This window comes from Actinomycetospora straminea (assembly GCF_028737255.1).
GTDB lineage: Bacteria > Actinomycetota > Actinomycetes > Mycobacteriales > Pseudonocardiaceae > Actinomycetospora > Actinomycetospora straminea.
Map to the genome: position 1 here is coordinate 46,876 of NZ_JAQZAN010000019.1, position 22,311 is coordinate 69,186.

Sequence of the window (22,311 nt, forward strand, 5' to 3'; positions counted from 1 at the left end):
GGGTGACCCTTCGTCCGGCGCCTCGTGACGCCGCGTCGCGACCACTCCGGACGATCGGACCCCCGCCCCGGGAACAGACCGGACCCGCGTGGGGTTCAATGGGGTGTCCGGGCCGGGCGTCATGTGCCCCCGGGTCTCATATCGAAAGGCCTCCAGGGACGATCGTTCGGCTGAAGCCCTGTTGTGCCACGCGCCGCGAGGCGGCCATCGCCCGGTCCGGACACCTGGCCCACGACGGCCCCGCACCCCGAACCGGGTGCGGGGCCGTCGTCGTCGGACCGTCAGTGCTCGGTCACTCCGGCTCGCCGGGCTGCTGCCCGCCCGGGAGCTGCTGGCCGAACTGCTGGCCGCACTGCTCCGCGGCCTGCTGCACCGCCGCCGGGTTCGGCTGGTTGGAGGCGTTCGCGAGGCAGTCCTGGAACTGCTGGATCGACTGCCCGCCGCCAAAGTTGAGGAACGCGAAGCCGAGGAAGAACAGGGCGACGCTGAGGATGATGTTGACGATCAGGCTCAGGATGCCCAGCACGAGGCCGGTCGTGGCCATGCCCTTGTTGTTCGCCTCGAGGCGCTTCGCCCGCCCGCGGCCGACGACGCCGAGGATGATGGCGACGATGCCGAGGATCCCGCCGACGACCGGCAGCCACCAGCACGTCAGCAGCGCCAGGATGCCGAAGACCAGCGCCGCGATGCCCATGCCGTTGCGCGGCTTGGGCGGCATGGTCGGCTGGCCCCAGGCGGGCGCCGTGCCGCCCTGACCGGCGTAGCCCGGCTCGCCGGGCGGCTGCTGGCCATAACCAGGCTGCTGCCCGTATCCCTGCTGGCCGTAGCCGTCGCCCGGAGTACTCACGTCGAACGTCCTCTCGCCCTCGGTCCGGCCCGTCGCCGGGGCGGCCATCGTGCCACCGGTACCCGTTCAGCACGGAGTCCACCGAACGGCGCGTCCGAGCGGGTGGCTTTCCTGACGTCCAGTGACAGCGTGGACGCCAGGCTGAGACACCCCGTGCCGCAGCCGCCCCCCGGGCCCGCCTCGTGGGTCAGGCGAGGGAGGCGGCGTGGGCGCGGGCCTCGTCCTGGCGGCGCTGCTCGGCGCCGGTGGCGATGGGCGCGCCGATCCAGACCTCCGGGATCCCGAACGCGTCGACGAGCGCGCGGGCGTGGGGCCGCAGCTCCAGGCAGAGGCGGTTGACCTCGGCCGTGATCGCCTTGGACCGCGCCGCCGAGATGCGCCCGTGCTCGAGGAACCAGCCCTTGTCCTCCTCGATGAGCGACAGCGCGTAGAGGTCGCAGACCTTCTCCAGCAGCGCCCGCGCCGAGGGGTCGACGCACGCGTCGGTCGCGCGCACGAAGGCGTCGAGGACGAGTCCGTCGAGGTGGGCCCGCGCGGCGCGCAGGAGGTGGTCCTGCGCGTTGTTGAAGATCGCGAACTGGCGCTCGGCGGAGATGCCCTTGTCGCGCGCCGGTCGCAGCCGGCGCACCAGCCCGTCGAGCGTGTGCTCCTCGCGGTCGTCGAGGAGCTTGACCTGCCACGACCGCTCGCGCACGTCGTCCTCGCCGCCGGGGCCCACGGCGCGCAGGCGCTCGGCGAGCTGGCGCAACGAGGTGCGCTCGGCGACGGTGTCGAGGACCTGGTCGGCGACGAAGCGCACGGTGCCCAGCGTGTCGAGGTGCCCGAAGTCGTCGGCGTAGCCCGAGATCAGGCCCTTGGCGACGAGCTGGAGCAGGACCGTGTTGTCGCCCTCGAACGTCGTGAACACGTCGGTGTCGGCGCGCAGCTGGCCCAGCCGGTTCTCCGACAGATAGCCCTGCCCGCCGCACGCCTCGCGGCAGGCCTGGATGGTCGCCGTGGCGTGCCAGGTGGTCAGCGCCTTGGTGCCCGCGGCGCGGGACTCGAGCTCGCGCTGGCGCTTCTCGTCGACGTCGCCGCCGGCCTCCCGCGTCGTCTGGACGTCGTGGAGCATCTCGACGAGCTCGTTCTGCGCGAACCGCAGCGCGTAGGTGCGCGCGAGCCCGGGCAGCAGCTTGCGCTGGTGGGCGAGGTAGTCGAGGACGGTGATCTCCTCGTCGCCACCGGGCGCCGCGAACTGGCGGCGCGCCTCGCCGTAGCGCACGGCGATCGTCTGGGCCAGCGACGCCGCGCCCACCGCGCTGCCCGAGACGCTGACCCGCCCGCGCACGAGAGCGCCGAGCATCGTGAAGAAGCGGCGGTTCTCGCTCTCGATCGAGCTCGAGTACGTCCCGTCCTCGGCCACCGAGCCGTGGCGGTCGAGGAGGTTCTCGCGCGGGACGCGGACGCCGTGGAAGGCCAGGCGCCCGTTGTCGACGCCGTTGAGGCCCTCCTTGTGGCCGTCGTCGGTGATCTCGACGCCGGGCAGGACGGTGCCGTCCTCGTCGCGCAGCGGCACCAGGACGGCGTGCACCCCGTGGCGCTCGCCACCGGACCAGAGCTGCACGAACACCGCCGCCATCCGCCCGTCGCGCGCGGCGTTGCCGATGTAGTCCTTGCGCGCCGACTCGGTCGGGGTGTCGATCACGAACTCCCGGGTGTCCGGGTCGTACGTCGCGGTCGTGTGCACCGACTGGACGTCGGAGCCGTGGCCGGTCTCGGTCATCGCGAAGCAGCCCGGCAGCGTGAGGTCCATGACCGCCGGCAGCCAGCGCGCGTGCTGCTCGGAGTTGCCCAGCGCCTGGATCGCCCCGCCGAACAGGCCCCACTGCACCCCGCTCTTGACCTGCAGCGACAGGTCGGCGAACGCGAGCATCTCGAAGGAGACCACCGAGCCGCCGATGTCGCCGCGCCCGCCCACGGCGGTCGGGAAGCCGTGCACCGCGTGCCCGTCGGCCGCGAGGCGCCCGAGCATGTCCCAGATGGCGGCGCGGTAGGTCTCGACGTCGGTGCCCGGGTCGACGCGCAGCTCGGCGAAGTCCTCGCGGGACCGGATCTCGTCGCGCAGGGTGTGCCAGCGGCCGTCGAGGGTGCGCTGCACGGCGGCCACGGTGGCCGGGGTGACGTCGTCGGTGGACGGACGGCTCACGGATGCCTCCGGGAGAGGGAATCGGTGCTCCACCCCGGTCGCGTGACCGGTGGAGCAGAGCGGGGAGAGCACTGAGGGGAGAGCACTGCGGTGAACGGGTGATGCCCCGTCAGGACGCGGACGACGCCGCGGCGGGCGTCACGGTGCGGGAGAGACCCGACCAGGCGAGGTCCGCGAGCTGGCCCGCGAGGGCCTCGCGCTCCAGGTCCGGCCGGGCGGCGAGCCACTGGTCGCCGGCCGCGCGGACCATGCCGACCAGGGCGTGGCCCCACGTCTGCGCCGGCGCGGTGTCGCGGTTCTGCCGGCGCAGCTCGGTCGAGATGATCTCCGCGATGTGGTCGCCGATGACCGTGCAGAGGTCGCTGACCGGGTCCTCGCCCTCGGGGCGGTCGAGCTTGGGCGGGCGCATGACGTAGCGGTAGACCTCGGGATCGGCCTCGATCAGTCCGAGGTAGGCGTCGATGCCGGACACCAGCGTCCGGCGGGGGTCTTCGCTGGCGTCGCGCATCGCGCTCTGCAGCTGCCCGACGAGCACGGCCGCCACCCAGTCGCACACCGCCAGGTAGAGGTCGTTCTTGTCGGTGAAGTGGCGGTACACCACGGTCTTGCTGGTGCGCGCCTGGGCCGCGACCTGGCTCATGCCGACGTCGGCGCCGTGCGCCCGGATGGCCACGATCGTGGCTGCGGTGAGCTCCTGGCGCCGGGCGCGGCGATGCTCGTCCCAGCGGCTGGACCGCCGGTCCCGGCGGGGACGGGAGCCATCGCGGTGGGCCTCGCGCTCGCCGTCGCGACCGCCGCCGGCGCCGGTGGCCCGGCCGGCGTCGACGTGATGCGGGGAACGACGGCTCACGTTACCGACGGTACCTGATACTTTCGGGTAACTCCGGCGGGAACGGCGCGCGTCACCAGAACCGTGACCGCCCAGCGGACCCCGCCCGCGACCGACACGCCCGCGACCGACAGCCCGACTCCGGGAGGAATCGTGCCCTCCGCTCCATCGTCCCGTCCCTCGCTGCCGCGCCGCGCCGCGATCGTCGGCGCCAACCGCATCCCGTTCGCGCGGTCGAACGGCGCGTACGCGCGGGCCTCCAACCAGGACATGCTCACCGCCGCCCTCGACGGCCTCGTCGCCCGCTTCGGCATGGCCGGCGAGCAGGTCGGCGAGGTCGTGTCCGGCGCGGTGCTCAAGAAGAGCAGCGACTTCAACCTCACCCGCGAGGCCGTGCTCGGTAGCCGGCTCGCCGCGTCGACCCCGACCTACGACGTCCAGCAGGCCTGCGGCACGAGCCTGCAGACGACGCTGCTGATCGCCAACAAGATCGCGCTCGGGCAGATCGAGAGCGGCGTCGCCGCGGGGGTCGACACCACCAGCGACGCGCCGATCGAGGTCAACGAGGGCCTGCGCAGCGTCCTGCTGGCCGCGAACCGCGCGAAGTCCACCGCGGGCATCGTCAAGGCGCTCGCGGGCCTGCGCCCGGGGCAGATCGTCCCCGAGATCCCGGCCAACCGGGAGCCGCGCACCGGCATGTCGATGGGCGAGCACGCCGCCCAGACCGCTGCCGCCTGGGGCATCACCCGTCAGGCGCAGGACGAGATCGCCGCGGCCAGCCACCAGCACCTCGCGCAGGCCTACGACCGCGGGTTCTTCGACGACCTCATGACGCCGTACCTCGGGCTGACCAAGGACAACAACCTGCGGCCCGACTCCACGGTCGAGGGGCTCGCGAAGCTCAAGCCGGTGTTCAAGCCGGCCGGCTACCCCGACACCGAGGCCACGATGACCGCGGCCAACTCCACGCCGCTGACCGACGGCGCGGCCACCGTGCTGCTGGCCAGCGACGAGTGGGCCGCCGAGCGCGGGCTGCCGGTGCTGGCGCACTTCGTCGACGCCGAGACCGCCGCGGTCGACTACGTCCACGGCGACGAGGGCCTGCTCATGGCCCCGGCCTACGCGGTGCCGCGCCTGCTCGAGCGCAACGGTCTGACGCTGCAGGACTTCGACTTCTACGAGTTCCACGAGGCGTTCGCCTCGACGATCCTCGCGACCTTCGCCGCATGGGAGGACCCGATCTTCTGCAAGGAGAAGCTCGGGTACGACGAACCGCTGGGCTCGTTCGACAGGTCGAAGCTCAACGTCGTCGGGTCGTCGCTGGCCACGGGCCACCCGTTCGCCGCCACCGGCGCCCGCATCGTCCCCACCCTGGCCAAGCTGCTGCACGAGAAGGGTTCGGGCCGCGGCCTGATCTCGATCTGCGCGGCCGGTGGTCAGGGCGTCGTCGCGATCCTGGAGGCCTGAGCCCGTGAGCAACGACTGGTACTCCGACTTCGTCAACTCCGGCGTCGGCCGGACCATCGCCGGCCAGGTCGGGCTGCCCCCGGTGCCGCGGCTGCGGCGCTGGGAGCCGGGTCAGCCGCTGCTGTCCGGCCCGGCGCTGCTGGGCACGGCGACCGCGGACGGCCGCGTCGCCAAGGTCGTGCGCTCGCTGCTGACCGACCTGGGCATCGAGGTCCACGACGACCCGCACGCGCCCGTCGGCGGCGGCAGCTCGACGTCGAAGGTCGCCGCCGGGATCGTCGACGCGACCGGCCTGTCGTCGCCGGCCGACCTCGCCGAGATCCAGGGCTTCCTCACCCCGGTCATGCGCCGGATCGGGCCGTCGGGGCGGATCCTCGTCATCGGCGACGTGCCGGCCGAGGCCACCTCGCCGGCGGTGCGGGCCGCGCGCCGTGCTCTCGAGGGCCTCGTGCGCTCCGCGGGCAAGGAGGCGCGCTACGGGGCGACGGTCAACCTCGTGCACGTCGCAGAAGACACTGTCGGGGCCGACCTCGAGTCGACGCTGCGCTTCTTCCTGTCGTCGCGCTCGGCGTTCGTCCACGGCCAGCGCCTCGACGTCGGCACGGTGCCCGGCTTCGCGGGCTCGAGCCAGGGCGTGGACTGGGACAAGCCGCTCGCCGGCCGCACCGCCGTCGTCACCGGGGCCGCCCGGGGCATCGGCGCGACCGTGGCGAAGACCCTGCGCCGCGACGGCGCGACCGTGATCTGCGTGGACGTCCCGTCCGCCGGCGACGCGCTCGCGCGCACCGCCAACGACGTCGGCGGCAGCGCGCTGCAGCTCGACATCACCGCCGACCACGCGCCGGCGACCCTGCTCGACCACGCGGGGCGGCACGGCGGGCTCGACGTCGTCGTGCACAACGCGGGCATCACCCGCGACAAGCTGCTCGCCAACCAGGACCGGGACCGCTGGAACTCGGTCATCGACGTCAACCTCAACGCGCAGCTCGCGATCAACGACGCGCTGATGGCGTCCGACGTCTTCCACCGCGGCGGGCGCATCGTCACCGTCTCGTCGATGGCGGGCATCGCCGGCAACCGCGGGCAGACCGCCTACGGCGCGTCGAAGGCGGGCGTCATCGGGATGGTCGACGCGACCGCCCCGCTGCTGGTCGAGAAGGACGCGACGATCAACGCCGTCGCGCCCGGGTTCATCGAGACCGCGATGACCGCCGCCATGCCCGTCGGCACCCGCGAGGCCGGGCGGCGGCTGTCGTCGATGACCCAGGGCGGGCTGCCGGTCGACGTCGCCGAGACGATCGCGTGGTTCGCCCAGGCCGCGTCGTACGCGGTCAACGGGCAGGTGCTGCGCGTCGACGGCCAGAACTACCTGGGGGCGTGATGACGGCGCAGCCCTCCCCCGCGGCTCCGCACGCGCCGGTCGAGACCCTGGACAGCCCGCCGACCCTCGGCGTGCTCTACGGGCGGGCGCTGCTCACGGCGCGGTCGGGCGGCTCGGCGCTGCCCGACCGCCGCCTGGAGCTGGTGAACGTGCGGATCGACGGCTCCCTCGTCGCGGACTACGACCACGTCTGCGGGTTCTCCGTCGGCGGCGACGTGCCGCCGACCTACCCGCACATGCTGGCGTTCCCGCTGCAGATGCGGCTGATGACCGACCGCGAGTTCCCCCTGCCCGCGCCGGGCATGGTGCACCTGCGCAACATCATCGCGCAGGTGCGCCCGCCGGTGGTCGGCGAGCCGCTGCGCGTGACCGTGCACGCCGACCGGCTGGCCGCGCACCCCAAGGGCGCCCAGGTCGACCTCGTCACGACGGTGGCCGACGAGGACGGCACGACGATCTGGGACTCGCGCAGCACCTACTTCGTGCGCGGCGCCCCGGCCCCCGCCGGCGCCGACGACGCGCCCGCGGCCCCGCCCGAGCCCGACCCGCACGTCGGGCGCCTCCCGCACGCGATCTGGACGGTCCCGGGCGACATCGGTCGCCGCTACGCCGCGGTGTCGGGCGACGTGAACCCGATCCACGTCAACGGCCTCGCCGCCAAGGCGTTCGGGATGCCGGGCACGATCGCGCACGGGATGTGGACCAAGGCCCGGGCGCTCGCGGCGCTCGCCGGGCGCTACGGGCCGGCGTTCACCGTCGACGTGGTGTTCAAGGCGCCGGTGCGCGCGCCGTCGAAGGCCTACTTCCACACCGCGGCCGTCGACGGCGGCTGGGACGCGAAGCTCGTGAGTCCCAAGGGCCGCGACCACCTGCTCCTGACGCTGCGCGAGGGCTGAGCGGGCGGCGTGGGGGCAGCGTGGGGGGCAGCGAACGCGCTGTTCGCTGCCTCTACGCGCGCGAAATCCCCGCTCGCGGCGCCGACGACGGGCTGAGCGCGCGGCGTGGGTGCCGCGAACGCGCTGTTCGCTGCCTCTACGCGCGCGAACTCCCCGTTCGCGCGGCGCCGGGCAGGGCTTGCGTCATGCAAGTACGCTGATCGCGTGCTGGGGAAGACCTACGACCGCGAGGTGTGCTCGGCCGCGCGGGCGCTCGAGCTCGTCGGCGAGCGCTGGAGCCTGCTGATCGTGCGCAACGCCCTGTTCGCGGGCGCGCGGCGCTTCGGTGACTTCCGCTCGCTCGGCATCGCGACGAACGTGCTGACCACGCGTCTCGAGGGCTTCGTCGCGGCCGGGATCATGGAGCGCGACGGCGACGAGTACCTGCTCACTGCGCAGGGCCGCGAGCTCGCGGCCGTCGTCGTCGCGCTCACCGCGTGGGGCGACCGGTACCTCGCCCCCGACGGCCCACCGATCCTCTACACGCACGCGACCTGCGGGAACGCGGTCGAGCAGCACCTCGTCTGCGCCAGCTGCGGCGACGTGCACGACGCGCGCGAGGTCGTCGCCCGGCCGGGCCCGGGGATGCCGGCGGAGATCGCGGCGCGCATGACGCCCTGACGGCGCCGCGAACGGGGAGTTCGCGCGCGTAGAAGCCGCGAACAGCGCGTTCGCTGCACCACCCGCGCCACCTAGAGCGGGATGGTCCCGCCCCGCTCGACGACGTCGACGCGGTCGTCCCAGCCGCGCCGCTCGACCTCGGCGAGGAAGTCCGACAGCGGCGAGCGGAAGACGCCGTAGTCGTCGTGGTGCACCGGCGTCGCGCGCCGCGGCGCGATCGTCTCGAGCACGTCGGCGCCCATCCGCCCGTCCATCGTGACCACGAGCCCGCCGGGCAGGGTCGTGCCGCCGAGGTGCAGGACGGCGCGGTCGACCTCGCCGATGTGCTCGCGGATCAGCGGGATGCCCTCGAACGGCAGTGTGTCGCCGGAGAGGAAGATGCGGCGCAGCACCTCGCCCGACGGGTCGGCGAACTCCAGCAGGCTGCCCATCACCGGCGGCAGCAGGCGGGTCAGCGGCTTCGGGCTGTGCCGGCCGGGCAGCGCCGTCACGCGGAGCGTCGCGCCGTCCGGCCGGACGAGCGTGTGGGACTCCCACACCGCGAGGCCCAGCGCGCGTCGGAAGCGCTGGCGCGACTGCAGCGTCCGCGCCGCCTCCGGCGTCGTGAGGACCGGGACGGACTTGTCGAGCCCCCGCCGGGCCACCCGGTCCCAGTGGTCGCCGTGCAGGTGCGAGAGCACCACGGCGTCCAGGGCGGGCAGCTCGGCCGGGCTCAGCGCCGGCTCGGTGAGCCGCGTCGACCACAGCCCCTTGCCGAGGTAGGCCCGCTGGCCGCGGTGCAGGAAGTTCGGGTCGGTGAGGACCGTGAACCCCCCGCACCGCAGCAGCGTCGTCGCCGTCCCGACGAAGAAGAGCGAGGAGTCACTCACGGCGCGAGGACGACCTTGATGCACTCGTCCTGCTTCTTCTGGAAGATCTCGTACCCGTGGGCCGCCGACTCGAGCGGCAGGCGGTGGGTCTCGAGGTCGTGCACGCCGAGCGGGTCGTCGTCGGTGAGCAGCGGCATGATCTCCGGGATCCAGCGCTTCACGTGCGCCTGGCCCATCTGGAGCGAGACGCCCTTGTCGAAGAGCTTGAGCATGTTGATCGGGTCGGCGGTGCCGCCGTAGACGCCCGAGAGCGACACGACGCCGGCGCGGCGCACGGCGTCGACACAGCCTACGAGCGCGGCCGTGCGGTCGACGCCCGCCACCTGCATCAGCGGGGCGGAGATCGCGTCAGGCAGCTTGCTCGCCATCTTCTGCGCGAGCTGCGGGATCACCGAGCTGCCGTGAGCCTCCATGCCGACCGCGTCGATCGCGGAGTCGGTGCCGCGGCCGTCGGTGAGGTCGCGGACCGCGGCCCCCACGTCGTCGACGCTGCGGGAGTCGACGACCTCGATGCCGTGGCGGCGGGCCATCGCCAGCCGCTCGGGCACGCTGTCGACGGCGATGGTGCGGAAGCCCTGGTGCCGTGCGATGCGCGCCGCCATCTGCCCGATCGGGCCGAGCCCGAACACCACGACGCTGCCGCCCTCGGGGACACGCGCGTAGGCCACGGCCTGCCAGGCGGTGGGCAGCACGTCGGACAGGTAGAGGAAGCGCTCGTCGGCCGGGCCCTCGGGAACCTTGATCGGACCGAACTGCGCCTGCGGCACGCGCAGGTACTCGGCCTGCCCGCCCGGGACCTGCCCGTAGAGCTTCGTGTAGCCGAAGAGGGACGCCCCCATCCCCTGCTCACGGTTCTGCGTCGTCTCGCACTGGGCGAACCACTGGTGCTCGCACATCCAGCAGTGCCCGCAGGAGATGTTGAAGGGGATGACCACCCGGTCGCCCACCTCCAGGTCCCCCGTCTCGGACCCGACCTCCTCGACGACGCCCATCGGCTCGTGGCCGAGGATGTCGCCCCGGTCGAGGAACGGACCGAGCACCTCGTAGAGGTGCAGGTCGGACCCGCAGATCGCCGTGCTCGTGACCTTGATGATCGCGTCGGTCGGCGCCTGGATCGTCGGGTCCGGCACGGTCTCGACGCGGACGTCCTGCTGCCCCTGCCACGTCAGTGCCCTCATGCTGCTCCTCACATCGTCGTCGAAGGATCGGGGCTGCCCGTCGGCGTTCCGGCCCGAAACGGGTCACGACGTCCCGCGACGACGATCACGGCCCTCCCGGTGCGGCTGTTCGACCGCCGTTCACCTCGGGGGTGCCGCGACGACGCCGGGCCGCCCTAGCGTCCGCCCGACACCACGATCAGCAACCACGGGAGATTCCGTGCGCCTGCTCCCCCTCGCCGTGCACCGGCCCCACGGCCGCCCGGCGATCTCCTGCCGCTACCGCTGCAACGACGCCTGCTCCCGGCCCGCGCCCAACCCCACCGACACCACGCCGTTCCGCGAGGTCGCGGCGGCCGCGCTGAGCCGGCGGCGCGTCCTGCAGGCGGGTCTCGTCGCCGGGATCTCCGGGACGCTGGCGGCCGCGTGCGGCACCGGCGGCGGGACGGGCGGCGGCGCCGCGGGCCCGGCGGGCGGTGCGGCGGGGACGGCGCCGATGCCCTCGCCCTTCGGGTTCGTCGCGGTGGCGCCCAACACCGACGACGCCGTGCGCGTCCCCGAGGGCTTCGACCAGCAGGTCGTGATCCGGTGGGGCGACCCGGTGCTGCCCGGCGCGCCCGCGTTCGACCCGAACGCCCAGACGGCCGCGGCGCAGGCCCAGCAGTTCGGGTTCAACAACGACTTCCTCGCGCTCCTGGACGACCCGGCGAGCCCCGGGCGGGCGCTGCTGGTCGCGAACCACGAGTACTCGACCGAGCCGTTGATGATCCCGGGCTACAACCCCGACGCGCCGACCCCCGAGCAGGTCGCCATCGGGATGGCCGCGCACGGCATGTCGGTCGTGGCGGTGCAGCGCGACGGCGGGTCGGGCCGCCTGACGCCGGCGATGGACCCGGTCAACCGGCGCATCACCGCCTCGACGCCGATGACGCTGACCGGCCCGGCCGCCGGCGACGCCCTGGTGCGCACGAGCGCCGACCCCGAGGGCCGCACCGTGCTCGGCACCCTCAACAACTGCGCGGGCGGCGTCACGCCCTGGCGCACGGTGCTCACCGGCGAGGAGAACATCGACCAGTACTTCGCAGGAGGCGAGGCGGTCGCCGACCCCGCCGCCAAGGCCGCGCTCGCCCGCTACGGGATGGACGGCGGCGCCACCGACCGCAAGTGGGAGGGCGTCGACCCGCGCTTCGACCTGACCCGCGAGCCCCACGAGCCCAACCGCTTCGGCTGGATCGTCGAGGTCGACCCGTTCGACCCCGCCTCGACCCCGCGCAAGCACACCGCGCTTGGTCGCTTCAAGCACGAGGGCGCGAACGTCCGTGTCGGCCCGACCGGCACCGTCGCGGTCTACATGGGCGACGACGAGCGGTTCGAGTACCTCTACAAGTTCGTCTCGTCGCGCACCCACCGCGCCGGCGACGCCCCCGCCGACCGCGCGTCCAACGCCCGCCTGCTGGACGAGGGCACCCTGTTCGTCGCGCGCTTCTCGGGCGACGCGCCGACCCCGGGCCCCGACGGCGGCGGCGAGTGGCTGCCGCTCGTGGAGTCGCTCGCCGACGGCACCGGGCGCTCGTTCGTCCCGGGCATGACTGCCGCGCAGGTGCTCGTGCACACGCGGATGGCCGCCGACACCGTGGCCGCGACGCCGATGGACCGGCCCGAGGACGTCCAGCCGCACCCGACCACCGGCCGCGTCTACGCCGCGCTGACCAACAACGACGAGCGCGGCACGCCGGGCAAGCCCGGGGTCGACGCCGTCAACCCGCGCGCGGACAACACCAACGGCCAGGTCCTCGAGCTCACCGAGACCGGCGACGACCCGGCTGCGCGGACGTTCGGCTGGTCGCTGCTGCTCGTGTGCGGCGACCCGGCGGCCGCCGACACCTATTTCGGCGGCTTCCCCAAGGACCAGGTATCGCCGATCTCGTGCCCCGACAACGTCGCCTTCGACGCCGTCGGCAACCTCTGGATCGCGACCGACGGCAACGCGCTGGGCAGCAACGACGGCCTGTTCGCGGTGCCGCTCGAGGGTCCGCAGCGCGGCCGCGTGCAGCAGTTTCTCACCGTTCCCCGCGGCGCGGAGACCTGCGGACCGGTGGTCGAGGAGCGGATGGCGCTCGTGTCGGTGCAGCACCCGGGCGAGTCGGACGAGGGCAGCCTCGCGAACCCGATCTCGCACTGGCCCGACGGCGGGACGAGCATCGCCCGCCCCGCCGTCGTCGCGATCTGGCGTGCCGACGGCGGGCCGCTGGTGGCGCCGGAGTCGGCGTGATCAACGGGGACTTCGCGCGCGTAGAAGCAGCGAACAGCGCGTTCGCTGCCTCCACGCTCACACCCGGACGATCATCTTCCCCGTGTTCTCGCCGCGGAGCAGGCCGCGGAAGGCCTCGACGGCGTGGTCGATGCCCTCGACGACCGTCTCGGCGAACTTGAGACGGCCCTCGGCGACCCAGGGCGTGACCTCGTCGAGGAACGGGCGCATGCGGTCGATCGAGTCGGTGACGATGAAGCCCTGGATCGAGAGCCGCTTCTTGACGATCTGGAAGAGGTTGTTCGGCCCGGGGGTGGGGTTCTCGGCCGTGTCGTTGTAGTGCGCGATCGCCCCGCAGGCGGCGATGCGGGCGAAGTCGTTGGCGCAGGCGATGGCGGCCTCGAGGTGGTCGGCGCCGACGTTGTCGAAGTAGACGTCGACGCCGTCGGGCATGGCCTCGCGGAGCTGGTCGACCACCGGCCCGTCCTTGTAGTTGAACGCCGCGTCGTAGCCGAGCTCCTCGGTCAGCCAGCGCACCTTCTCGGCGCTGCCGGCGCTGCCGACGACCCGTGACGCGCCCTTGATCTTGGCCAGCTGGCCCACCACGCTCCCGACCGCACCGGCGGCGCCGGAGACGAAGACGCTGTCGCCCTCGCGGAACGCGGCCTTGTCGAGCAGCCCGACCCACGCCGTGAGGCCCGGCGCGCCGAGCACCCCGAGGTAGGCCGACGGGTCGACACCCTCGGGTGCGGCGACCTTCTGCACCTGCTTCGCCGGCACGACGCCGTGGGTGCGCCAGGCGAGGTTGGTGGTCACGACGTCGCCGACCGCCACGTCGTCGCTGTTGCTGGCAACGACCTCGCCGACCGCGCGGCCGTCCATCGCCTCGTGCAGCCGGAAGGGCGGCACGTAGGAGGGCACGTCGTTCATGCGGCCCCGCATGTAGGGGTCGACCGAGAAGTCGTGGTTGGCGACGAGCACCTCGCCGTCGCCGGGCTCGCCGAGGTCGCGGTCGACGAGGGCGAAGTCGTCGGGATCGGGCATCCCCTGCGGGCGACGGACGAGGTGGACCTCGCGGGCGGTCACGGAGCTCATGGGGGACGCGTGCCCGCGCGGGCGCGTGACCATGCCGTGACGCGGGTAGCCCGCGGCCTGAGCGTGGTCGACTCATGGCCCGCATCACGACTTGAGTCGGCACGGCTCAGGAATGAACGATCCCCGCCCGTTGCTGATCCGGTCAGTGCCGGCGCCCCCCGCGTCGGTGTGGACCCTTCTGAGGAGCTACATGACCAGCGCCTTCGGGCCCGGTGGTCCCGGGTCCGGCCCGTTCGACGACTTCCTCGCCCAGTTCCTGAGTGGACGCGGGCTGGGCGGAGCGTCCCCGCGAGGCGTCCAGCGCATCGACATCACCCAGCTCATGACCGAGCCGGCCCGCCAGCTGGTCGGTGCCGCGGCCCAGCAGGCCGCCGAGCGGGGCAACAGCGACCTCGACGCCTGGCACCTCCTGCTCGTCGTCACGCAGGTCCCGCCGCTGCGCCAGCTCCTGGCCGGCGCGGGCGCCGACGTCGACGCGCTCGCGCGCACCGCCGACGAGCAGCTGCCCCGTGACGAGGCGCGGACGGAGCCGCCGTCCCTGACCCCGACGGCCAAGCGCACCCTGCTCGACGCGCACCAGATCTCTCGTGCGCTCGGCTCGAGCTACATCGGCCCCGAGCACATCGTGCTCGCGCTGGCCGCGAACAACGACAGCCCCGTGGGCCGCGCGCTCGGTGCCCAGGGCGTCACCCCGCAGTCGCTGCAGCGCTCCGCCGCGAACGGTGGCCAGCGCCCGGGCGGCGGCGGGCAGGGCGGCCCCGGCGGCCCGACCGGTGACTCCAGCACCCCGACCGTCGACCAGTTCGGCGTCGACCTGACGGCGAAGGCCCAGGGCGGCGAGCTCGACCCGGTCGTCGGCCGCGAGGACGAGGTCGACCAGACCATCGAGGTCCTGTCCCGGCGCACCAAGAACAACCCCGTCCTCATCGGCGAGGCGGGCGTCGGCAAGACCGCGGTCGTCGAGGGCATCGCCCAGCGCATCGTGTCCGGCGACGTCCCCGAGCAGCTCGAGGGCAAGCGCATCGTCCAGCTCGACCTGTCGGGCATGGTCGCGGGCACCCGCTACCGGGGCGACTTCGAGGAGCGGATGACCAAGTTGGTCGCCGAGGTCCGCGAGCACTCCGACGAGCTGATCGTCTTCATCGACGAGCTGCACACCATGGTCGGTGCGGGCGGGTCGTCCGAGGGCGGCATGGACGCCGGCAACATCCTCAAGCCGGCCCTGGCCCGCGGCGAGCTGCACATCGTCGGCGCGACGACGCTCGACGAGTACCGGCAGTCGATCGAGAAGGACGCCGCCCTCGAGCGCCGGTTCCAGCCGGTGATGGTGCCCGAGCCGTCGGTCGCGGACACGATCGCGATCCTGCACGGGCTGCGCGACCGGTACGAGGCGCACCACCAGGTGCGGTTCACCGACGAGGCGCTGACCGCGGCGGCCGAGCTCTCCGAGCGCTACGTCACCGACCGGTTCCTGCCCGACAAGGCCATCGACCTCGTCGACCAGGCCGGCGCGCGCAAGCGGCTGCAGGCCAAGGGCCCGCACACCGACTCGCGCGAGCTGGAGCGCAAGCTCGAGTCGCTGACCCGCGACAAGGACCAGGCCGTCGCCGACGAGGACTACGAGCGCGCCGGCGCCCTGCGCGACGAGATCGCGCAGACGCAGTCGCAGCTCGAGCAGGCGCGCACCGACCGCCGGTCGGACCACCCGAGCGTGCTCGAGGTGTCCGTCGACGACATCGCCGAGATCGTCGCCCGGTCGACCGGCATCCCGGTCAGCCAGCTCACCGAGACCGAGCGGGACCGCCTGCTCAAGCTCGAGGAGCAGCTCCACGAGCGGGTCGTCGGCCAGGACGACGCGGTCACCGCGATCGCCGAGGCCGTCCGCCGCTCGCGGGCGGGCCTGGACGACCCGGACCGGCCGATCGGCAGCTTCCTGTTCCTCGGCCCGACCGGCGTCGGCAAGACCGAGCTGGCCAAGGCCCTGGCCGCCACGATGTTCGGCGACGAGGACCGCATGGTCCGCGTCGACATGAGCGAGTACTCCGAGCGGCACACCGTCTCGCGGCTCATCGGGTCGCCCCCCGGCTACGTCGGGTACGGCGAGGCCGGTCAGCTCACCGAGGAGATCCGCCGCCGGCCGTACTCGGTGGTGCTGCTCGACGAGATGGAGAAGGCCCACCCCGACGTCTTCAACACGCTGCTGCAGGTGCTGGACGACGGGCGCCTGACCGACTCGCAGGGCCGCACGGTCGACTTCCGCAACACGGTGCTGATCATGACCAGCAACGTGGGCTCGGAGCTGATCACGACGAACACCCAGTCCCTGGGCTTCGCGCCGTCGACGGCGAACCCCGACCAGTCCCTGCAGGAGCGGCTCATGCCGCGGCTGCGGGAGTCGTTCCGGCCGGAGTTCCTCAACCGGATCGACGAGGTGATCGTCTTCAAGCGGCTCGACGCGGGCCAGCTGCGCCGGATCACCGACCTGATCCTCGACGAGACGCGCGAGCGCCTGGCCGCGCAGGACGTCGGCATCGCGGTCACCGAGGCCGCCGTCGACCGCCTGGCGGAGCTCGGGTTCCAGCCCGAGTTCGGGGCCCGGCCGTTGCGCCGGACCATCCAGCGCCAGGTCGGCAACCGGCTGTCCTCGATGCTGCTCGGCGGCGAGCTGCACGGGGGCCAGACGGTCACGATCGACGTGGCCGAGGGTGAGCTGACCTTCGCCGTCGCGGACAGCCCGTCCGCGGCGACGCCGGTGGCCACGGGCTGAGCACTCCCGCTGTTCTGAGCGACGGGCCCCTTCGATCGATCTGGTCGATCGAAGGGGCCCTTCGCTCGTCCCGGGCCGGCCGCGTCGTTCGGCGACGGCCGCGTCCACGGGCGGGTCGTCCGCCCGAGGGTGCCCTTCGCCCGGAACGGGGTACGAACCTGACGACCCCGTCGACCGAGCAGGAGGACCGAGCCGTGAGCGCGTCCGTGGGCGACCGCATCCGCATGCACTCCAACCACACCGACGTCTCCGACCGCACCGGGACCGTGGTGGCCGTGCTCGGCGAGGACGGCCCGCCCTACCGCATCCGGTTCGACGACGGCCACGAGACGATCGTGACCCCCGGCCCGGACGCGACGTTCGAGTCGGGCTCGGTCACCGACAAGCTCGGCCTGGCCGCCGAGCAGGCCGGCGCGACGGCCGCCGAGGTCGCCGGCGCCGCGAAGGAGCAGGCCGAGGGCGCGGCGGGCACCGCCGCGCGGGTCGTCTCCGACCTCGCCGACGACGTGGCGAAGCGCTTCGACCGCTGACCACGGTCACCCGCGGCGGGGTGATCGCTACGGTCTGGACGCGGTGCTCAACACCGACGCGACGGCGTACCGCACGCTCACCGAGCTCGGGGCGCGGATGGACCGCATCGAGGAGAAGCTCGATCGGGTCCTCGAGCGGCTCGACCCGCCGCGCTGACGCTCCTCGGTGACGGGATCCGCGGTGGGCGCGGGTCCTGCCACCGGGAACCGCCTCAGCCCTCGATCTCGTCCTGCCCGCCGCCCTCGATCTCGAGCGGCTTGCGGGCGACCGACACCCCGCCCATCAGCGCCAGCCCGGTGACCTGCACGCGGGGGCCGTCGGTGCGCTGCGGGCGACCCGATCCGTCCTCGAACCCGCCCATGAGGCCCAGGCCGTCCTCGACGACGGTGGTGTCCGGGTCGACGGTGACGTCGATGCCGCCCATGATCGCCACGGCCTGGATGGTGACCTCGACGCCGGCGGGGATGCCGCGCAGGTCGACGGACACGCCGCCCATGATCGCGATCGCGCCGATGGCCAGGCCGGCGTCGTCGAGCCGCGCGTCCCGGAAGGACAGCTCGGCGCCGCCCCAGAACGCGACGACGCGGTGGGTGAGCCCGGGCGTCCACTCCCCGCGCTTCTGCACCCCGGACAGCACGGCCACCGACAGCGTCGACGACGGCCGGTCGAGGTGCCCGAGCGCCCGGCGTGACGGTGCGGCGGCGGTGGTGGAGCGGGCCTCGGCCGGCTGCAGGTCCGCGGTGATCGGCACGAGGTCGCGGCGGAAGACCGCGGCGTAGACGTCGCGCAGGCGCTCGTCGCCCTCGACGATCGTGAGCCGCCCGTCCGACACCGCCTGGCGCACGACCTCGGCGACCTGCTCGCGCTCGCCGTCCGAGGCCCGGATCGCCGGCGGCTCGGGCTTCGCCGGGAGCCGCTCCGCCCCGGCGCCCTGCTCGTCGTCCCACTGCTGGTCCGGCGGCGGCTGACTCATGGGCGGGAGGATAGGCCGCCCTCCGGGACGGCGGGAGCACGCGCCGCGGTGGTCGGTCCGGCCGGCAGGTCCACCACGAACCGCGTCTCCCCCGGCCGGCTCGTGATGTCCAGGCGCCCGCCGTGCTCGGCGACCACCGCGGCGACGATCGACAGCCCGAGGCCCGTGCTGCCGGTGGTGCGGGCGCGCCCGGTGTCGCCGCGGGCGAAGCGCTCGGCGACGTGGGGCAGCAGGTCGGGCGGGATGCCCGGGCCGTCGTCGACGACCTCGAGGCGCACCACCGCGCGCCCGTCGACGGTCGCGGCGCGCAGGGTGACGGTGACGAGGGTGCCCTCGGGGGTGTGGGTGCGGGCGTTGGCGAGGAGGTTCGCGACGACCTGGTGCAGGCGCTCGGGGTCGCCGACGACCTCGAGCGCGGGGGCGTCCCCGTCGTCGTCCCCGCCCGGCAGGTCCAGCGACCACCGGTGGTCCGGGGCGGCGACGTGCGCGTCGGTGACGGCGTCGACGACGAGGCGGGCGAGGTCGACCCGCTCGCGGGCCAGCGGGCGCCCGGCGTCGAGGCGGGCGAGCAGCAGGAGGTCCTCGACGAGCGCGGTCATCCGCTGCGTCTGCGAGCCCATGCGGTCGAGCAGGCCGGCGACCTCGGGGGGCAGGTCCTCGGCGCGCCGGGCGGCGAGCTCGTTGTAGCCGCGGATCGCGGCGAGCGGGGTGCGCAGCTCGTGGCTGGCGTCGGCGACGAAGCGCCGCAGGCGGGTCTCGCTGTCCTGGCGGGCGGCGAGCGCGTCGCCGACGTGCCCGAGCATCCGGTTGAGCGCGGCCCCGACCTGCCCGACCTCGGAGCGCGGGTCGGCGTCGGCGTCGGGCACCCGCTCGGCGAGCTCGACCTCGCCGGAGGCCAGCGGCAGCTCCGAGACCCGCCGGGCGGTCGCCGAGACCCGGTGCAGCGGGCGCAGCGTCCGCCGCGTGGTGTAGGCGGCAGCCACGCCGGCGAGCACCACCCCGATCCCGAAGATCACGGCCTCGCGGACGACGAGCTCGCCGACGGTGTTCTCCAGCGCGTCGGTGGACAGGCCGACCACGGTGACCGTGCCGTCCTGGCCGGTCGCGGCGGCGAACCGGAACCGGCCGAGCCCCTCGAGGTCGAGCGTGTGCGGCGGCCGGCCGGGCGTCGTCGCGATCGCCGGCGCGACCTGCGCGGGGTCGACCGGCCGGCTCGTCCCGGGCCGCCCGATCAGCACCGCGCGCACGATGCGCCCGTCGTCGACCGTCACCTCCAGGGTGTTCGCCGGCCGGTCCGGACCGCCGCCGACGAACCCGCCGCCGGCGTCGGGCGGCGGCGGGCGGCGGTCGGGGTCGCCGGGCGGCGGGTCGCTGCGGAAGCGGGCGATCTCGGTGACCTGGTCGTCGAGCTGGCGGTAGAGGTAGCCCCGCAGCGACAGCGCCGCCCCCACCCCGACGACGAGGAAGACCACCGTGAGCAGCAGGACCGTCGACACGACGAGACGGCTCTGCAGCGAGGGCACCCAGGAGCGGGTCACGCGGCGCCCGGCTTGAGCACGTAGCCCGCGCCGCGGACCGTGTGGATCATCGGGGCGCGGCCGGCGTCGATCTTCTTGCGCAGGTAGGAGATGTAGAGCTCGACGATGTTCGACTGGCCGCCGAAGTCGTAGTTCCACACCCGGTCGAGGATCTGGGCCTTCGACAGCACGCGGCGCGGGTTGCGCATGAGGAAGCGCAGCAGCTCGAACTCGGTGGCGGTCAGGTCGATCTGGTCGCCGCCGCGGAACACCTCGTGCGAGTCCTCGTCGAGGGTGAGGTCCCCGACGACGAGGCCCGCGTCGCCGCGGACGGCGGTCGCGACGGCGGCCCGGCGCAGCAGCCCGCGCAGCCGGGCCACGACCTCCTCCAGGCTGAACGGCTTGGTCACGTAGTCGTCGCCGCCCGCGGTGATGCCGGCGACCCGGTCCTCCACGGCGTCCCGGGCGGTGAGGAACAGGACCGGCACGTCGGGGTTGTCGGCCCGCAGCCGGCGCAGCACCTCGAACCCGTCGATGTCCGGGAGCATGACGTCGAGGACCACGACGTCGGGCCGGAACTCGCGGCCTGAGGTCACGGCGGCGAGGCCGTCCCCGGCGCTGCGCACGTCCCAGCCCTCGTACCGCAGCGCCATCGACAGCAGCTCGGCGAGGGTCGGCTCGTCGTCGACGACGAGGGCGCGGACCGGGGTGCCGTCGGGTCGGCGCAGGTCGGCGCGGGTGGCGGCGTTCACGACGGTCAGCGTGACACCCGGTCGTCGGTCCGCGCTGGGTGCTCCCTGTGCGCCGGCTGTGCACGACCCGGTGACGCCACGGAACGATCCGGTCACGGAAGGTTCCGAACCGGCGGGTAGGGGTCACTCGTTGGTGGGGCAGGCGCCGCGGAGGGGCGCGTCCCGGTCCGGACGGCCAGAGGAGTCCCGTGAGCGGAGCCCCGGTGTCCCGTCGCACGTTGCTCGGTGGCGCCGCGGCGCTGACCGGGGCGGCCGTGGCGCTCGGGGCCCCGTGGGTCTCGGCCGCGGACGCGGCCCCGCCGCGCACCGACCCGTTCACGCTCGGCGTCGCGTCCGGCGACCCCGCGCCCGACGGCGTCGCGCTCTGGGCCCGCCTCGCGCCCGAGCCCCTCGCCCCGGACGGGCGCGGGGGCATGGGCGACCGGCCGGTGCTCGTCGCGTGGGAGGTCGCCGAGGACGCGGCGTTCGGCCGGGTCGTCGCGCGGGGCAGCGTGGTGGCGCGGCCCGAGGACGCGCACGCCGTGCACGTCGAGGTCGGCGGCCTGCGCCCGCGGGCCGACCACTTCTACCGCTTCCGGGCCGGGTCGGCGGTCAGCCCGACGGGTCGGACCCGGACGGCGCCGGCGCCCGGCGCCCGGGTCGACCGGTTCGCGCTGGCCTCCGCGAGCTGCCAGTGCCGCCAGGACGGCTTCTACACCGCCTACGCGGCGATGGTGCGCGACGACCTCGACCTCGTCGTCTTCCTCGGCGACTACATCTACGAGAGCCCCGCGACGGACTTCGCCGGGCGCGACCACCAGCCCGCCGGTGAGGTGTCGACGCTCGCCGGCTACCGCGTGCGCCACGCCCAGTACCGGACGGACCCGGACCTGCAGGCCGCGCACGCCGCGTTCCCGTGGGCGGTCACGCTCGACGACCACGACGTCGAGAACAACTGGGCGGGCGACGTCTCCCAGCGCGACCGGGAGCCCGACGCCGACCCGGCGGTGTTCCGGCGCCGGCGGGCGGACGCGCTGCGCGCGTTCTGGGAGCACATGCCGCTGCGCCGGCCCCAGCGGCCCGACGGCCCGGCGATGCTCGCGCACCGGCGGCTCACGTTCGGCGACCTCGTCGACGTGCACCTGCTCGACACCCGCCAGCACCGCAGCGACCAGGACCCCGCCCGCGCCCGGGACCCGGCGCGCACGATGCTCGGCGCCGCGCAGCGGGCCTGGCTGTGGGGCGGGCTCGCCGGGCCGACGGCGCGCTGGAACGCGCTGGCGCAGCAGGTGTTCTTCGCGCCCCGCGACCTCGCGGCCGGCCCGACGATCGCCCTCGACGAGGAGTCGTGGGACGGCTACGCCGCCGAGCGCGACGCCCTGCGCGACCACCTCGTCGCCGCCCGCACGTCGAACCCCGTGATCCTCACCGGCGACGTGCACGCCCACCACGCCGCCGACGTGCTCGCCGACCCCACCGACCCGGCGTCGCCGCGCGTGGCGACCGAGCTGGTCACGTCCTCGATCACCTCGGGCGGCGACGGCGGGCCGCGGGGACCGGGTGACGCCGCGCTGCTCGCCGCCAACCCGCACCTGCGCGTGCTCGACCGGCGCCGCGGTTACCTCCGCAGCACGGTGACACCACGGGAGTGGCGGGCGGACTTCCGGGTCGTCGACCGCGTGACCGTCCGCGGCGCGCCGGTGCGCACGGCGGCGACTTTCGTGGTCCCCGAGGTCCCGACGCGGACGTGAGCAGTGGCCACCCCCATCGCCGTGCCGACTCCTCACACGGGGGCGGTGACGGCGCGGCTGCCGCCCATCCAGCCGGGCAGGTGCAGCATCTTGATGCCGGGTCCGCCGGCGACGATCGGGAGGACCTCGGCCGCGCTGGTGTGGTCGCCGCCGGTGCGGGCGCGCAGGGCGGCGTCGGCGCGCTCGCGCAGGGCGGTCGCGGGGTCGCCGGACGGGGCGAGGCGGGCGGCGACCTCGGGCGGGAGCACGACGGCGTGGGTCATCCCGCGCCCGCGGGCGGGGTCGCCGGCGGCGAGGACCGCGCCGGCCAGGGCGTCGGCGAGGGGATCGAGCACCGCGTCCGGGTCGGGCCGGTCGTCGCGCGGCAGCACCTCGGCCGTGCCGCCGATCGGCAGCACCGTCAC

Annotated in this window: 18 protein-coding genes; 8 read left to right on the forward strand and 10 right to left on the reverse strand. The window is 74.2% G+C overall.

Annotated elements, in window-relative coordinates; translation table 11 throughout:
- Positions 1-292: 292 nt before the first annotated feature.
- From PH190_RS22975 to PH190_RS22985, 3 genes are all read right to left on the reverse strand, one after another.
- Positions 293-847: a DUF4190 domain-containing protein gene (locus PH190_RS22975; RefSeq protein WP_274233852.1), complete on the reverse strand. Its 555-nt coding sequence runs from the start codon at positions 845-847 to the stop codon at positions 293-295.
- Positions 848-1,034: 187 nt separating this feature from the next.
- Positions 1,035-3,032 (reverse strand): acyl-CoA dehydrogenase family protein, encoded by a 1,998-nt coding sequence (locus PH190_RS22980; protein ID WP_274233853.1) that lies wholly within the window; start codon positions 3,030-3,032, stop codon positions 1,035-1,037.
- A 109-nt stretch (positions 3,033-3,141) separates the two neighbouring features.
- A complete protein-coding gene (locus PH190_RS22985) occupies positions 3,142-3,882 on the reverse strand; it encodes a TetR/AcrR family transcriptional regulator (RefSeq protein ID WP_274233854.1) in 741 nt (246 codons plus the stop codon).
- Positions 3,883-4,014: 132 nt separating this feature from the next.
- Between PH190_RS22985 and PH190_RS22990 the strand changes: the two genes are divergently transcribed.
- The 4 genes from PH190_RS22990 to PH190_RS23005 all read left to right on the forward strand — a co-directional run bounded on the left by PH190_RS22990 (position 4,015) and on the right by PH190_RS23005 (position 8,265).
- Complete coding sequence (locus tag PH190_RS22990) at positions 4,015-5,328, forward strand: acetyl-CoA C-acetyltransferase (protein WP_274233855.1); 1,314 nt, start codon at positions 4,015-4,017, stop codon at positions 5,326-5,328.
- A 4-nt stretch (positions 5,329-5,332) separates the two neighbouring features.
- Positions 5,333-6,709 carry a 3-oxoacyl-ACP reductase gene (locus tag PH190_RS22995; RefSeq protein WP_274233856.1) on the forward strand — a complete coding sequence of 459 codons (1,377 nt, stop codon included), beginning with the start codon at positions 5,333-5,335 and terminating at the stop codon, positions 6,707-6,709.
- Positions 6,709-7,605, forward strand: a complete 897-nt coding sequence (locus tag PH190_RS23000) for a MaoC family dehydratase (RefSeq protein ID WP_274233857.1) — start codon at positions 6,709-6,711, stop codon at positions 7,603-7,605. The genes PH190_RS22995 and PH190_RS23000 overlap by 1 nt, the downstream gene beginning before the upstream one ends.
- A 204-nt stretch (positions 7,606-7,809) precedes the next feature.
- Positions 7,810-8,265: a winged helix-turn-helix transcriptional regulator gene (locus PH190_RS23005; RefSeq protein ID WP_274233858.1), complete on the forward strand. Its 456-nt coding sequence runs from the start codon at positions 7,810-7,812 to the stop codon at positions 8,263-8,265.
- A gap of 71 nt (positions 8,266-8,336) precedes the next feature.
- Here PH190_RS23005 and PH190_RS23010 read toward each other — a convergent pair whose 3' ends face one another.
- Positions 8,337-9,134, reverse strand: coding sequence for an MBL fold metallo-hydrolase (locus PH190_RS23010; RefSeq protein WP_274233859.1), 798 nt, complete (start codon positions 9,132-9,134; stop codon positions 8,337-8,339).
- A complete protein-coding gene (locus tag PH190_RS23015; protein ID WP_274233860.1) occupies positions 9,131-10,312 on the reverse strand; it encodes a zinc-dependent alcohol dehydrogenase in 1,182 nt (393 codons plus the stop codon). The genes PH190_RS23010 and PH190_RS23015 overlap by 4 nt, the downstream gene beginning before the upstream one ends.
- A 199-nt stretch (positions 10,313-10,511) precedes the next feature.
- On the opposite strand from PH190_RS23015, the gene PH190_RS23020 reads away from it, so the two are divergent.
- On the forward strand, positions 10,512-12,563 hold the full coding sequence (locus tag PH190_RS23020; RefSeq protein ID WP_274233861.1) for a PhoX family protein: 2,052 nt from the start codon (positions 10,512-10,514) through the stop codon (positions 12,561-12,563).
- 57 nt (positions 12,564-12,620) lie between these two features.
- Here PH190_RS23020 and PH190_RS23025 read toward each other — a convergent pair whose 3' ends face one another.
- Positions 12,621-13,628 carry an NADP-dependent oxidoreductase gene (locus tag PH190_RS23025; RefSeq protein WP_274233948.1) on the reverse strand — a complete coding sequence of 336 codons (1,008 nt, stop codon included), beginning with the start codon at positions 13,626-13,628 and terminating at the stop codon, positions 12,621-12,623.
- A 199-nt stretch (positions 13,629-13,827) separates the two neighbouring features.
- Between PH190_RS23025 and PH190_RS23030 the strand changes: the two genes are divergently transcribed.
- Together PH190_RS23030 and PH190_RS30645 are read left to right on the forward strand one after the other, a co-directional pair.
- Entirely contained in the window at positions 13,828-16,404 is a 2,577-nt protein-coding gene (locus tag PH190_RS23030) for an ATP-dependent Clp protease ATP-binding subunit (protein WP_274233862.1), read from the forward strand.
- A 194-nt stretch (positions 16,405-16,598) separates the two neighbouring features.
- Complete coding sequence (locus tag PH190_RS30645) at positions 16,599-16,934, forward strand: DUF1918 domain-containing protein (protein ID WP_337993850.1); 336 nt, start codon at positions 16,599-16,601, stop codon at positions 16,932-16,934.
- 212 nt (positions 16,935-17,146) lie between these two features.
- Here PH190_RS30645 and PH190_RS23040 read toward each other — a convergent pair whose 3' ends face one another.
- The 3 genes from PH190_RS23040 to PH190_RS23050 are packed head-to-tail and all read right to left on the reverse strand — an operon-like array spanning position 17,147 to position 20,186.
- Positions 17,147-17,908: a DUF1707 SHOCT-like domain-containing protein gene (locus PH190_RS23040; protein WP_274233863.1), complete on the reverse strand. Its 762-nt coding sequence runs from the start codon at positions 17,906-17,908 to the stop codon at positions 17,147-17,149.
- Positions 17,905-19,446, reverse strand: a complete 1,542-nt coding sequence (locus PH190_RS23045) for a sensor histidine kinase (protein WP_274233864.1) — start codon at positions 19,444-19,446, stop codon at positions 17,905-17,907. Before PH190_RS23045 ends, PH190_RS23040 begins: the two co-directional genes overlap by 4 nt.
- Positions 19,443-20,186, reverse strand: coding sequence for a response regulator transcription factor (locus PH190_RS23050; RefSeq protein ID WP_274233949.1), 744 nt, complete (start codon positions 20,184-20,186; stop codon positions 19,443-19,445). The genes PH190_RS23045 and PH190_RS23050 overlap by 4 nt, the downstream gene beginning before the upstream one ends.
- A 179-nt stretch (positions 20,187-20,365) precedes the next feature.
- Here PH190_RS23050 and PH190_RS23055 point away from each other — a divergent pair, with 179 nt between their 5' ends.
- Positions 20,366-21,907: an alkaline phosphatase D family protein gene (locus PH190_RS23055; protein ID WP_274233865.1), complete on the forward strand. Its 1,542-nt coding sequence runs from the start codon at positions 20,366-20,368 to the stop codon at positions 21,905-21,907.
- 32 nt (positions 21,908-21,939) lie between these two features.
- Here the strand turns inward: PH190_RS23055 and PH190_RS23060 are convergent, their stop codons facing one another.
- Complete coding sequence (locus PH190_RS23060; protein WP_274233866.1) at positions 21,940-22,311, reverse strand: hypothetical protein; 372 nt, start codon at positions 22,309-22,311, stop codon at positions 21,940-21,942.